The organism is Saccharopolyspora sp. NPDC049357 (genome assembly GCF_040677225.1).
GTDB lineage: Bacteria > Actinomycetota > Actinomycetes > Mycobacteriales > Pseudonocardiaceae > Saccharopolyspora.
Genome location: NZ_JBFAQJ010000039.1, coordinates 1 through 13,540, shown reverse-complemented (window position 1 = coordinate 13,540; position 13,540 = coordinate 1). Strand labels below are relative to the sequence as shown.

General features: G+C 71.1%; 12 protein-coding genes. 1 reads left to right on the top strand and 11 read right to left on the bottom strand.

What is annotated here, in order from left to right; translation table 11 throughout:
- Positions 1-57: 57 nt before the first annotated feature.
- From xerD to AB0J91_RS26055, 11 genes are all read right to left on the bottom strand, one after another.
- Positions 58-1,005, bottom strand: a complete 948-nt coding sequence (gene xerD, locus AB0J91_RS26105) for a site-specific tyrosine recombinase XerD (RefSeq protein WP_363873727.1) — start codon at positions 1,003-1,005, stop codon at positions 58-60.
- Positions 1,002-1,658, bottom strand: a complete 657-nt coding sequence (locus AB0J91_RS26100) for an NUDIX hydrolase (RefSeq protein WP_363873724.1) — start codon at positions 1,656-1,658, stop codon at positions 1,002-1,004. The genes xerD and AB0J91_RS26100 overlap by 4 nt, the downstream gene beginning before the upstream one ends.
- A gap of 76 nt (positions 1,659-1,734) precedes the next feature.
- On the bottom strand, positions 1,735-3,453 hold the full coding sequence (locus AB0J91_RS26095) for a CTP synthase (protein WP_363873721.1): 1,719 nt from the start codon (positions 3,451-3,453) through the stop codon (positions 1,735-1,737).
- 233 nt (positions 3,454-3,686) lie between these two features.
- Positions 3,687-4,631, bottom strand: coding sequence for a copper transporter (locus AB0J91_RS26090; protein ID WP_363873718.1), 945 nt, complete (start codon positions 4,629-4,631; stop codon positions 3,687-3,689).
- Positions 4,628-5,812: a putative cytokinetic ring protein SteA gene (gene steA, locus AB0J91_RS26085; RefSeq protein WP_363873715.1), complete on the bottom strand. Its 1,185-nt coding sequence runs from the start codon at positions 5,810-5,812 to the stop codon at positions 4,628-4,630. The genes AB0J91_RS26090 and steA overlap by 4 nt, the downstream gene beginning before the upstream one ends.
- A 305-nt stretch (positions 5,813-6,117) precedes the next feature.
- Positions 6,118-7,914: a DNA repair protein RecN gene (recN, locus tag AB0J91_RS26080; protein ID WP_363873712.1), complete on the bottom strand. Its 1,797-nt coding sequence runs from the start codon at positions 7,912-7,914 to the stop codon at positions 6,118-6,120.
- A 101-nt stretch (positions 7,915-8,015) separates the two neighbouring features.
- A complete protein-coding gene (locus AB0J91_RS26075; RefSeq protein ID WP_363792255.1) occupies positions 8,016-8,903 on the bottom strand; it encodes an NAD kinase in 888 nt (295 codons plus the stop codon).
- Positions 8,900-9,754 (bottom strand): TlyA family RNA methyltransferase, encoded by an 855-nt coding sequence (locus AB0J91_RS26070; RefSeq protein WP_363792257.1) that lies wholly within the window; start codon positions 9,752-9,754, stop codon positions 8,900-8,902. Before AB0J91_RS26070 ends, AB0J91_RS26075 begins: the two co-directional genes overlap by 4 nt.
- A 4-nt stretch (positions 9,755-9,758) precedes the next feature.
- Entirely contained in the window at positions 9,759-9,989 is a 231-nt protein-coding gene (locus tag AB0J91_RS26065; protein WP_207918964.1) for a hypothetical protein, read from the bottom strand.
- A 91-nt stretch (positions 9,990-10,080) separates the two neighbouring features.
- Positions 10,081-11,070, bottom strand: a complete 990-nt coding sequence (locus AB0J91_RS26060; RefSeq protein ID WP_363873841.1) for an HAD-IIA family hydrolase — start codon at positions 11,068-11,070, stop codon at positions 10,081-10,083.
- A 5-nt stretch (positions 11,071-11,075) separates the two neighbouring features.
- Positions 11,076-11,735 (bottom strand): hypothetical protein, encoded by a 660-nt coding sequence (locus AB0J91_RS26055; protein ID WP_363873709.1) that lies wholly within the window; start codon positions 11,733-11,735, stop codon positions 11,076-11,078.
- Positions 11,736-11,855: 120 nt separating this feature from the next.
- Between AB0J91_RS26055 and AB0J91_RS26050 the strand changes: the two genes are divergently transcribed.
- Positions 11,856-13,244 carry a hypothetical protein gene (locus AB0J91_RS26050; protein WP_363873706.1) on the top strand — a complete coding sequence of 463 codons (1,389 nt, stop codon included), beginning with the start codon at positions 11,856-11,858 and terminating at the stop codon, positions 13,242-13,244.
- The last annotated feature ends 296 nt before the right edge of the window (positions 13,245-13,540 follow it).

Below are 13,540 nucleotides of genomic sequence, written 5' to 3'. Positions count from 1 at the left end.
TTCGTGTGATGAAGATCTACCGCTTTCGGTGAACGCGCGCATGCGCAAGCGGTGATCTCACCCCGAAAGGTGCGCGCGCGGATGTGCCGTGGCGTAGACCTCCCGAAGCGTGTTGACCGTGACCAGCGTGTACACCTGCGTCGTCGTCACCGAAGCGTGCCCCAGCAACTCCTGCACCACGCGCACATCAGCCCCTCCTTCGACCAGGTGCGTGGCGAAGGAATGGCGCAGCACGTGCGGTGAAACCGTTTCCGCGATTCCCGCCCGTTGCGCAGCTGTTTTCAACGCGTTCCACGCGCTTTGGCGAGAAAGTCCGGTTCCGCGCGAATTCAGGAACACCGCCGAACTGCCTCGCCCGCGCGCCACCAACACGGGCCGCGCCCGCACCAGGTACGCCTCCAGCATCGCCAGCGCGGGACGCCCGATCGGCACGAGCCGCTGCCTGCCGCCCTTTCCGTCCAGCAGAACGGTCCGGTCGGTGCGGTCGATGTCGTCGACGTCGAGCCCGACCGCCTCGGAGATGCGGGCTCCGGTCGAGTACAGCAGTTCCAGCAGCGCCCTGTCCCGCAGCCCTCGCGGATCGTCGCCGCCGGAGTGCTCCAGCAGCCGTCCCACGTCGTCGACCGACAGCGCCTTCGGCAGCCGCTTCGGCGGGCTCGGCGGGGCGACCTCGCGCGCCACGTCGACGGCGATCCTGCCCTCGGCGTGCGCGAACCGGTGCAGGCCGCGCGCGGCCACCAGCGCCCGCGCCGCCGAGGACGACGCCAGCGGCGGCCGGCCTTCGACGCCTTCGCGCAGCTGCGCCAGGAACTCCGCCAGGTGCTCGGTGCGCACCTCACCGAGCCCGGAAACGCCTCGGGTCATCAGGAATTCCGCGTACCTGCGCAGGTCGCGGGCGTAGGAGTCCAGCGTGCTGCGCGCGGTTCCGCGCTCGACCGCGAGGTGGTCGAGGTATTCGCCGACGGCGGTGCGCAACCCCGGCGGCAGCGACTCGAAACCCTTCACCGGGCGGCGAATCGCAGCGGGCGGTCGATCCACTCGGCGTCGGCCGGGCGGGTCTGCGCGACACCGTCGCGGGCCGCCTTGGCGGCCAGCAGACCGGCCACCGCGGGACCGTTCACGATCTCCCCCGCGAACGCCATCCGCACCGCCTCCGCCAGCGGGAACCGCTCGATGACCAGGTCCGCTTCCTCGTCGCCGACGGCGTCGGGACGGGTCGCCTCGGACAGCCCGGTGGCCAGGAACACGCGCACCACCTCGTCGGTGAAGCCCGGCGACGTGGCCACGTCGACCAGCACCGACCAGTCCTCGGCGGCCAGTCCCGCCTCCTCGGCGAGCTCGCGCTGCGCGGTGCGCACCGGCGGCTCGCCGGCCACGTCCAGCAGACCGGCGGGGAGCTCCCACAGCCTGCGGCCGACCGGATAGCGGTACTGGTGGACCAGGACGACCCGGTCCTGCTCGTCGATCGCGGCGATGGCCACGGCGCCGTAGTGCTCGACGACCTCTCTGCGGGCGTGACCTCCGCCGGGCATGCCCACTTCGTCCGCCCGCAGCGCCAGGATCCGCCCGACGTAGACGTCTTCGCTGGCCAGCGTGGTGAACTCGTGCTCTCCGTTGGTGCGCGCGACACCGCTACCCGTGGTCTCCACGAGGACCACCCTAGAGCCGATCGCCCGCCGATGAAGCGGCCCGCACCACCGTCACCGGTCGTGCGGGCCGCTCACCTGCGATGAATCAAGCTCCGGCGGGTTCGGACTCCGGCTCCGGAGCGGCCGTCTCCAGCTCCACCGGGAGCCGCTCGGCCGCCTGGTAGTCGATGGCCGCCTTCACGAACGCCGCGAACAGCGGGTGCGGGCGGGTCGGACGGCTCTTGAGCTCCGGGTGCGCCTGCGTGCCCACGAAGAACGGGTGGATCTCGCGGTCCAGCTCGACGAACTCGACCAGGCGGTCGTCGGGCGAGGTGCCGGAGAAGACCACGCCGGCCTTGCTCAGCCGGTCCCGGTAGGAGTTGTTGACCTCGTAGCGGTGCCGGTGCCGCTCGTGGACCTCGGTGGTGCCGTAGGCCTGGGCGACGATCGAGCCCTCGCCCAGCTTCGCCGGGTAGGAACCCAGCCGCATCGTGCCGCCCATGTCCCGATCACCCGAGATCACGTCGTGCTGGTCGGCCATGGTGCTGATCACCGGGTGCTGGCAGGGCTCCTCGAACTCGGTGGAGTTCGCGCGTTCCAGACCGCCCAGCGACCGGGCCGCCTCGATCACCATGCACTGCAGGCCCAGGCACAACCCGAGGACCGGGATGTTGTTGGTCCGCGCGTAGCGGATGGCGCCGAGCTTGCCCTCGATGCCGCGCACGCCGAACCCGCCCGGGATCAGCACGCCGTCCACGCCGGCCAGGGCCTGCGCCGCGCCGGAGTCGGTCTCGCAGGTGTCCGAACCGACCCAGGAGATCTGCACCTTGGCGTGGTGGGCGAACCCGCCCGCGCGCAGGGCTTCGGTCACCGACAGGTACGCGTCGGGCAGGTCGACGTACTTGCCGACCAGCGCGATGCGCACCCGCTCGGACGGGTTGTGCACCCGGTCCAGCAGGTCGCCCCACACCGACCAGTCGACGTCGCGGAACGGCAGGCCGAGCCTGCGCACCATGTAGGCGTCCAGGCCCTCGCTGTGCAGCACCTTCGGGATGTCGTAGATCGACGGCGCGTCCGGGCAGGCCACCACGCCGTCGGTGTCGACGTCGCACATCAGCGCGATCTTGCGCTTGAGGTCGGAGGGCAGCTCGCGGTCGGCGCGGCAGACCAGCGCGTCCGGCTGGATGCCGATGTTGCGCAGCGCCGCCACCGAGTGCTGGGTGGGCTTGGTCTTGAGCTCGCCCGACGGCGCCAGGTACGGCACCAGCGAGACGTGCAGGAAGAAGCAGTTGTCCCGGCCCACGTCGTGGCGGACCTGGCGGCAGGCCTCCAGGAACGGCAGCGACTCGATGTCGCCGACGGTGCCACCGACCTCGGTGATCACCACGTCAGGCGTGACGCCGTTCTCGTCGGGCTCGGCCATGGCCCGGATGCGGGCCTTGATCTGGTCGGTGATGTGCGGGATGACCTGCACCGTGTCGCCCAGGTACTCGCCGCGGCGCTCCTTGGCGATGACCGCGGAGTACACCTGGCCGGTGGTGACGTTGGCGTTGCGGGTCAGATCGCGGTCCAAGAACCGCTCGTAGTGACCGATGTCCAGGTCGGTCTCGGCGCCGTCCTCGGTGACGAACACCTCACCGTGCTGGAAGGGGTTCATCGTCCCCGGATCGACGTTCAGGTAAGGGTCGAGCTTCTGCATGGTCACCCGCAGGCCGCGGGAGGTGAGCAGTTCGCCCAGGCTGGACGCCGTGAGCCCCTTCCCCAACGACGAGGCAACGCCCCCCGTTACGAAAACATGCTTGATAGTGCGTGCTTGCGGCACCAAGAAAAGCTCCCCGTGGTCAAGCCGTCGCCTGGCTGGATTTCTGCGCTGGCAGGACGGCTGGATCCGTCGCTCCCACGGAATTCCAGCCTAACGCACGACGGTCGAGGCCCGCACCGAGACCCGCCCTACCTGGAAAACGCGAACCGGCCGGGTCAACCGCCATCCGGCGGCCTACCGGCCGGTCAACCGTGACGTCTCGGTGAACCGCGCACGACCAGGGGCGAACCCGCGGGTCACGAAGCGCCGCGGGTGCCCGGCACGGGCCCCTGCGCGCTGCTGGCCACACCGTAGTGCCCGGCCTGCCGGTCCGCCTGCTCGCGGGCGGCCATCACGACCGCCACTCGACCGGCACCGGTCTCCGCGTTGTCCACCGTGGAAAGGCTCGACGACATCGCCGGGTCCACGCGCGCCACGCCGACCGCACCGCGCCCGTCGGCGGACCCGGTCGTACCGGCCAGGACAGCGCCCTGCCCGGAGCGGTCGATCTGGGTGGCGAAGCGCGCCAGCGCCGTCGCCCGGTCCGCCGCGTTGTCGCCCTCCACGCGACCGCCGGTGAGCACCACCGCCAGCTGCGCGGGACGCAGTCCCTCCGACGCGGTCGCGTAGCCGCCACCGGCCAGGCCGGACAGCGCCGCCGCGCGGGCGTCGTCGGCGGCCTGCGGCTGCCCGGTCTGCGGGTTGACCAGCGTCAGCGGGCCGATCAGTCCGCCGGCGAGGGTGCCCGGGTCCGCCGCCGTGGGCAGCTGGACCCCGGCGGGCAGCAGCTGGGTGACGACGCCGCGCAGCTGGTCGGTGCGGTCCGGGTCGGTGAGCGCCTCGCCGAGGCGAACCTCACCGGTGATGTCGGCGCCGGAGTCGCGCAGCAGCTTGGTCATCGCGGTGCGCTGGCCGTCGTCGGTGTCGGCGGAGCTGATCACCACGACGCTGCGACCGGCGAGCTGATCCCGCACGGCCATCGGCGCGATGGTCGTGTCGAACTGGTCGGCGGCGTCGGCCTGGGCCTTGAGCTGGGCGCGCTCGGCACCCAACTCGTCGACCTGAGCGCGCAGCTCCTGCTTCTCCCCGCTCATAGCCGTCAGCAGGCCTTCGCTGACCGAGCTGGTGCCCAGCACCACGCCCACGGCCAGCGCGAGGAAGACCGCGGCGATCGAGATGATGTGGTAGCGCAGCGTGATCACGAGAACAGCCCCTTGAAGTAGGCCGACACGACACCGGCGGTGTCGGCCATCTGGCTCATGGCGGCGGCGCCGAGCCCGGACACCAGCAGCGCCACGGCGACCACCAGCAGCACCGCCAGCACCAGCAGCACCACGGCCGACATCGGCGTGCGGCTGCGCTGCAGCGCGGCGACTGCCGGGCCGTCGATGACCTTGCTGCCCAGCCGAAGCCGGGTCAGGAACGTCGACGGGTTCGAACCCGAGCGGCCGCGGTCGAGGAATTCGCTGAGCGTGGCCTGGAACCCGACGGTCACCACCAGGCTCGCCTGGTGCGCGTCGGCCAGCAGCAGCGCGAGGTCCTCCGGGTTGCCGGAGGCGGGGAAGGTCATCGCGCCCACGCCGAGGTCCTGGATGCGCTCCAGGCCGGGCGCGTGCCCGTCCAGGTGCGCGGGGATGACCAGTTCGGCACCGCTGCGCAGCGTGGCGGTGCTGACGGTGTCCGGGGCGGCGACGATGACGTCCGGCTTGTATCCGGCGCGCTGCAGGGAGTCGGCGCCGCCCTCGACGCCGATCAGCACCGGCTTGTACTCGCGGATGTAGCGCTTGAGGGTGCGCAGGTCGTCGGCGTGGCCGTAACCGGGCGCGACCACCAGCACCTGCCGACCCTCCATGGAACCGGAGAGCGCGGGAACGCCGATGCCGTCGAGGATCAGCGTGCGCTCGGTGCGCAGGAACTCGATGGTGTTGGCGGAGAACGCCTCCAGCTGCGTGGACATCCCGGCCTTGGCCTCGATGAGCTGGTCGGCGACCGAGTTGGCGTCCTGCTCGACGCCGCGCCCCAGCTCGCGTTCCCCGGCGAAGACGCCGCCCTCGAACAGGCGGATCTTCGCGCCGTCCTTGACCTGGTTGAGGATGTCGCTTCCGACGCCGTCGACGAGCGCGATCCCGGCGGCGAGCAGCACCTCCGGGCCGAGGTTCGGGTAGCGCCCGGAGATCGACGGGGCGGCGTTGACCACACCGATCACCCCGGCCGCCACCAGTGCCTCGGCGCTGCGCCGATCCAGGTCGGCGTGGTCGATCACCGCGATGTCACCGGCGCGGACCCGGCGTGGCAGATCACCGGAGCGGCGTTCCACCCTGGCGACCCCGGCGAGACCGGGCAGGTCCTCCTGCTGTCGAGTCAGCAGTCCGCTGATTTTCATGAGCCGATGGTGACAAACCAATCACCGATCGTGGCCGCGCCACGCCGAAACCACTGCGCCATATGCCGCAGCGCACAAAGAACCTTTCGGCCTAGTCGTTCATGTCGGCCCAGCCGTCAGGCAAGCGACGCAGTCGCTTTCTCCTTGTCCCGAGCAACCAACTCGCGCCGCCGCGGGTTCTCAGACGTCGTCTGGCGAGGACAGCCGTAGCGCCGCGTATCCGTTCATACTCGAGTCTCGGATCCCGGAGCCAGACGGCGTCTGAGGTTCCGCCACCCGCACCGTCAAGCAGGGCGACCACAGAGCTACTTGGAGGCCTTGCCGCTCTTGTTCTTTCGGCCGAACTTCTCTTGCGTTAGCTTGTAGGTCTTCGCGGTCTCGAGCAGCTCTTCGGCGTGCGCACGACCGGTCTCGGTCGACTCCATGCCCGCGAGCATGCGCGCGAGCTCCACCACTCGGCGCTCGTCGGCGACCAGGCGCACGTCGCTCTTGGTGAGACCGCCGTCCACCTGGCCCTTGTCGACCACCAGGTGCCGGTCGGCGAACGCCGCGACCTGCGGGAGGTGGGTGACCACGACGACCTGGTGGGTGCGCGCGAGCCGGGCCAGCCGACGTCCGATCTCCACGGCCGCGCGACCGCCGACACCGGCGTCGACCTCGTCGAAGACGAGCGTGGGCACGGTGTCCGCGTCGGCGAGCACGACCTCCAGCGCCAGCATGACGCGGGAGAGCTCACCGCCCGAGGCGCCCTTGTGGATCGGCAGCGCGGGCGCTCCGGAGTGCGCGACGAGCTGGAGCTCGACCTCGTCGACGCCCTCCGGCCCGGCGTGCAGCCTGCGGTCGTCGACCGGGATCCCGTTCGGGTCGCCGTCCTCGGCTTCCTTGGCGTGCACCAGGACCTGCAGCTTGGCCTGCGCCATCGCCAGTCCGGACAGCTCCTCCGAGACCGCGTCGGCCAGGCGCACGGCTGCTTCGGCGCGGGCCGCGCTGAGCACCTTGGCGTGTTCGGCGAGTTCCACCGCGAGCTCGTCGCGGCGGGCCGCCAGCGCGGCCAGCGCCTCCTCGGAGGTGTCCATTCCGGACAGCCGCGAGCGGGCGTCCTCCGCCCAGGCCAGCACCCCGTCGACGTCGGCCGCGTACTTCTTGGTGAGCTGCTTGAGCTCGGCCTGCCGGGCCAGCACCTGCTCCAGGCGGGCCGGGTCGGCGTCGAGCTTGTCCAGGTAGGCGCCCAGTTCGCCGCCGACGTCGGAGAGCACGGCAACGGCCTCGGCCACGCGCGGTTCGAGTTCCCGCAGGGCCGGGTCCTCCGAGGAGGACAGCCGCCGGGCGGCCTCCCCGATCAACCCGATCGCGCCCGGCGCCTCCGGGTCGGCGTCAGCGGAACCGGACAGCGCGTGCTGGGCGCCTGCGGCGATCTCCCGCAGCTGGTCCACGTCGGCGAGTCGCCGCGCCTCGTCGACCAGCGAAACGTCCTCGCCCGCTTCGGGGTTGACGGCTTCGATCTCGGCCAGCCCGTGGCGCAGCAGGTCGGCTTCGCGGGACAGCTCGCGGGAGCGCTCGGTGCGCTCGGTGAGTTCGCCCACCACCTCGGCCCACTCGGTGCGAACCCGCTGGTAGTCGGCCAGCACGTGCAGCACCGGTTCACCGGCGAAGCGGTCGAGCACCGCGCGCTGCTCTCCGGGGCGCAGCAGCCGCAGCTGGTCGTTCTGCCCGTGCACCGCGAGCACCTGCTCGGAGAGCTCGGAGAGCACGCCGTTGGGCACCGAACGCCCGCCGAGGTGCGCCCGCGAACGCCCGTCGGAGGTCACCGTGCGCAGCGCGATCAGGCTTCCATCGTCGTCGGGTTCGGCACCGGCGTCGCCGGCGACCTTCGCCGCCGGTGAGTCCGGGGTGGTCGCGAAACGGCCCTCCACGACGGCACGCTGCGCACCGGACCGGACCCGCGAGGCGTCGGCCCTGCCGCCGCTGAGCAGATGGAGTCCCGTGACCACCATCGTCTTGCCCGCGCCCGTCTCACCCGTGACCACGGTCAGGCCGGCGTGCAGTGCGAGCGTGGCGTCGTCGATGACGCCCAGTCCCTGGATACGCATCTCCGCCAACACACACAGCACCCTATCGGCACCGAGCGCCGGAGAACGCCCCACTGCGGTGATCGCCACCGAAATCGTTAGACACTGTGTTCGATCTGCTCGGCCGGCGGTCGCTACTTGGCAGGTCCGCGCCATCCCTGGACGGGCAGCTCGAACTTCCGAACCAGCCGATCGGTGAACGACGTGTCGTGCAGGCGCACCAGGCGGATCGGCGTCGAACCGCCGACGACCTCCACGCGCGCCCCGGGCGGCAGGTCGAACTGCCGCTGACCGTCGCAGCACAGCACCGCGTGGTGACCGTGCTGGTCGATCTCCATCGCCACCAGGGAATCCCGCGACACCACCAGCGGGCCCGCGAACAGCGCGTGGGCGTTGCTCGGCACGACCAGCAGCGCCTGGACGTCCGGCCACACCACCGGACCGCCCGCGGAGAACGCGTAGGCCGTGGAACCGGTCGGGGTCGAGCACAGCACGCCGTCGCAGCCGAACGCCGACACCGGGTGGCCGTCGACCTCGACGACCACGTCCAGGATCCGTTCCCGGCTGCTCTTCTCCACGCTGGCCTCGTTGAGCGCCCAGGTGGAGGCGACCTGGTCGCCGTTGAGCGTCGCGGTGACCTCCAGGGTCATCCGCTCCTCGACGTGGTAGCGGGATTCGACGACGGCGGCGATCGCCTCGTCGAGGGCGTCGGAATCGGCACCGGCCAGGAACCCGACCCTGCCGAGGTTCACCCCGAACAGCGGCACCCCGGCGGGTCGGGCGAGTTCGGCGGCGCGCAGCAGCGTGCCGTCACCGCCGAGCACGAGCACGAGCTCGGTGCCGACAGCGGGGTTCTCGTCCGGTCTCGCGACCTCGCAGGCGGATTCCCGCAGCTCATCGGCTTCGCCGGCGAGCGCCCGGACCTCGATCCCCGCGTCGAGCAGACGACCGGCGACCTTCTCCGCTGTGCGCAGGTTCTGCTCCCTGCCGGTGTGCACCACCAGCAGCACCCGTCGGGTCAACTCCCACTCCCTTGCCGGGATGAATTCCTGGTCGACGTCTGCGGTCCGCGCTCGACCGCGTCCGCCACCATGCTGCTGGCGCGATCGTGGTCCGCTTCGGCGCCCGGCCGCAGCCAGACGAAGAACTCGACGTTCCCGGACGGGCCCGGAAGCGGGCTGGCGACGACGTCGCGCAGTCCCAATCCGTGCTCGGCGGCGAAGTCGACCACTTCCAGCACCGCTTCGGCGCGCAGCTGCGGATCCCTCACCACGCCACCCGAGCCTAGCCGCTGTTTGCCCACTTCGAACTGCGGTTTGACCATCAGGGCGAGATCAGCGTTCTCGGTGGCGCAGGCGACCAGCGCGGGCAGCACGAGCTTCAGCGAGATGAACGACAGATCCGCGACCACCAGGTCCACCTGGCCACCGATGTCCTCGGGCGTCAGCGACCGCACGTTGGTGCGGTCGTGGATGTGCACCCGCTCGTCGGTCTGCAACTTCCACACCAGCTGGCCGTACCCGACATCGACGGCGACGACCTCTCGAGCCTCGCGACGCAGCAGCACGTCGGTGAACCCGCCGGTGGAAGCACCCGCGTCCAGGCAACGCTTGCCCGCCACCGACAGCCCGCCGGGCTCGAACGCCTCCAGCGCGCCGACCAGCTTGTGGGCGCCGCGCGAAGCCCAGCCCGGGTCGTCGACGTCGTCGGTGACCAGCACGGGTGCGTCGATCTCCACGGCGGTGGCGGCCTTGCGCGCGATCATGCCGCGCACGCTCACCCGGCCTGCCGCGACCAGTTCTCCAGCGTGTTCCCGGGACCGGGCCAGCCCGCGCCGAACCAGTTCGGCGTCCAGGCGCGCCTTGCGAGGCACTTCGTCAACTCCGAGGGGTGTTCTGGGACTGCAGGTGGTCGGCCTTCGACAACGCCTCGGTCAACGAGCTGTGCACGTTCTCGAAGCGCTGCACGTGCTCGGCGACGGGCTGATCGCGCACCTCGTCGAGCTCGGTCATCGCCGCGGAGATCGCGTCGATCGCCGACTGCCCGTCGTCGGCCTGACGCGCCAGCATCGCCGGGTTGGGCGCCTGCTGCTGCCACGGAGAGGTCATGGGCGGGTACTCCCCTCGATCACCGGTGGGCGCGAACGTTGCGCGGCACCACCTTCACGCTAGCCGACTGATCCAGGACGTTCCCGTCAGGTCAGTCGATGTTCAGCACCCGCAGCGCCGCGCGCGCCGCGTCGTCGCTGCCCTCCACCTGCACCGGTCCGGAACCCGCCGACCACCACGCCGCGCACAGCGCGCGCAGCGCACCGAGCTCGTCGCCGTCACCCCGCGAGGACAGTTCGAGCCGGTCGCCGACCGTCACCGACCACGCCGGTTGTGCGGCGATGGCGACCTCGGACTGGGGCGAGAACAGGCCGCGCAGATCGGCCGCGACGCTGCCCGGCCGTTCACCGGGCACGGCCTCCAGCAGGTGGCGAGGCGTGTTGACACCGGTGAGCACCATCAACGAGGGCATGCCCGCCTTCACCGCACCGGCGATGTCGGTGTCCAGCCGGTCCCCGACCATGAGCGGCCGATCGGCTCCGGCCGACGACACCGCGCGGTCGAGCAGCGGACGCTCCGGTTTGCCCGCGACCAGCGGGTCCTGATCGGTGGCCGCGCGCAGCAACTCGACCAAGGCGCCGTTGCCGGGCATCAGCCCGCGTTCGGTGGGCAGCGTGCGATCGGCGTTGCACGCCACCCACAACGCGCCGTCGCGGATCGCCAGGCACGCCTCGGCGAAGTCGCGGTAGCCCAGGTCCGTCGACAGGCCCTGCACCACCGCGACCGGCTCGTCGGCGAACTCGGTGACCGGCACCAGACCGAGCCGGTCCACTTCGGACTCCAGCGCTGCGGAACCGACGACCAGCACCCGGGATCCGGCGGGCAGCTTCTCGGCGAGCATCGCAGCACCCGCCTGGGCGCTGGTGCTCACCTCGCTGCGCTCGGCCTTCAGCCCGAGCCCGATCAGGTGGTCGACGACCGCCCGATCGGGCTTGGAGGCGTTGTTGGTGACGTAGCGGACCGGCACGCCGCGGTCGTGCACCCGCTGGATCGCTTCCAGCGCGCCGGGGACCAGTTCCCCGCCCCGGTACACCGTGCCGTCCAGGTCGAACAGCACGACGTCGTGATCGTCGAGCAGCATGCCGCTCACTGCGTCCGCGATCCTCCTTCGGCCGCGGGCTCGGCGTCGGCGCCGTCCTCGTCGACCTTCACGTCGTCCGCGTCCGCCTCGTCGTCCTCGTCGAGATCGCCTTCCTCGACGTCGTCCTCGTCGAAGTCGTCCTCGTCGTCCTCGTCGTCCTCGTCGTCCTCGTCGAGATCTTCTCCATCGACGTCGTCCTCATCGAGGTCGTCATCGTCGTCGTCGATCTCCGCCGCGGCCTCGGCCTCGTTGACCAGTTCCTCGACGACCTCGGGACCACCGAGCTGCACCGCGAGCTCCTCGAGCCGCTCGGGAGCGTCGGTCTCCTCCTCGTCGTCGGCGTGCGCCGCGTGGACGAACCACGTGAAGGCGTCCCGCTCGCGACCGGCCGCCAGCAGGTTGTCGGCGTAGGCGTAGAACAGCCGGGCGCTCCACGGCTCCTGGACCTTCGGGTCCAGCTCCGGGATCTGCAGGCTGACCACGGACGCCTCGATCTCGTCGAGGTCGCGCCGCGCGCCGGCCGCGACGATCCGCAGCTCGATCTCGTCCTCCTTGTCGAGCTGCAACGCCTCCTCGCTGCGCACCAGCTCGATCGCCCGCTCCGGACGTCCCATCGCCCGCTCGCAGTCGGCCATGATCGCCAGGTGGCCCGGGCCGCCGCCCATCCGCCGCGCAGCGCGCAGCTCGGACAGCGCCTCGTTCCACTCGCCCGTCAGGTAGGCGGTGAGACCGTTGGCCTCGCGAACCGACGGGGTCCGGGAGGCCTTCTGCCGCGCGAAGCGGGCGTGCGCCAGGGCGCGCTCGGGGTCCTCGTCGATCAGCTGACCGGCTGCGACCAGGTGCTGCGCGACCTTGTCGGCAGCGCCCTTCGGCAGCGACAGCAGCTCGCGGCGGACCTCCGGGTCCAGCTCCGACGGGTCGACGCCGCTCTCGGGGAGCTCCGGCTCGACCGGCTTCGGCGCATCGTCGTCCTTGCGCTCCGGCTTGCGATCATCGCGCTTGAAGCCGCCGTCGTCCTTGCGGAAGCCGTCCTTCTTCTTGAAGTCGTCGCGCCGGCCACCGCGGTCGTCGCGGCGGGGTCGGTCGTCGCGCTTGAAGCCGCCACGGTTGTCACGGTCGTCGCGGCGCGGACGGTCATCCCGATTCCGGTCGTCACGACGGGGACGATCGTCGCGGTTGAAGTTCCCGCGGTTGTCCCGATCATCACGACGCGGGCGATCGTCACGCTTGAAACCACCACGGTCGTCACGACGGGGGCGGTCATCGCGGTTGAAGTTCCCGCGGTTGTCCCGATCATCACGACGCGGGCGATCGTCACGCTTGAAACCACCACGGTCGTCACGACGAGGGCGGTCATCGCGCTTGAAGCCGCCGCGGTCGTCGCGGTTGCGGTCGTTGCGGTAGCCGCCCCGGTCCGCGCCCCGGTTGTCCCGGCCACGGTCATCGCGACGGAAGTCGCCACCCCGGTTGTCCCGACGATCATCACGCCGGTCATCACGCCGGAAACCATCGCGGCCGCCACGGTCATCGCGGCGGGGGCGGTCATCGCGGTTGAAGTTCCCGCGGTTGTCCCGGTCGTCACGACGGGGGCGGTCGTCACGCTTGAAGCCGCCGCGGTCGTCGCGGTTGCGGTCGTTGCGGTAGCCACCGCGATCCGCGCCCCGGTTGTCCCGGCCACGGTCATCGCGACGGAAGTCGCCACCCCGGTTGTCCCGACGATCATCACGCCGGTCATCACGCCGCGGACGATCGTCACGGCGGGCGCCGCCTCGGTCATCCCGGTTGCGGTCGTCGCGCGGGCCCCGGCGATCGTTGTCGTTGAACCGGTCGCGGTTGTTGCGGAACCCACCACGATCGTCGCGCGGACCCCGGTTGTCCCGGTCGCCCCGGTAACCACCGCGGTCGTTCCGATCGTTGCGGAACCCACCCCGGTCATCCCGGCTGCGGTCGCCGCGGTAGCCGCCGCGCTCTCCGCCCCGGCTGTCCCGGTCGTTGAAGCGACGCTGACCACCGTCGTTGTCGCGCCGCGGGCCACCGTACGAGCCGCGGCCCTGCGAGTTGCCGCCTGGCTTGCGGTCGTAGTTGCCGCGGCCGCCCTGGCCGCTGCGGCCGGCACCGGCCCCGCGGCGGGGACCGCCGCGCTTGTCGTCGGAACCGGACACCGAACCTCCTGAAGAAGAAAAGCCAAAAAATCTTACCAAGGTAGTAGCCCTGGCTTAGCGCGCCCGTCATCGCGGGGTCTTGATCGACCACCTGCGCCCGTGCTGTCATCCAAGCCCCGAGCGGGACTGAACAGCCACGACCGAACCGCCTTCTACAAATCGTACAGCTCGTCGACCCGCTCCGACCGGCCGGGACCACGGCCGAAGAACCTCACGACGAAAAAGCGGGGCTGGTTGATCCTGCTCGGATCAACCAGCCCCGCTCATAAGGATTGTGTGGGGGGGGTGTTTAGCAACCACACCCAAGC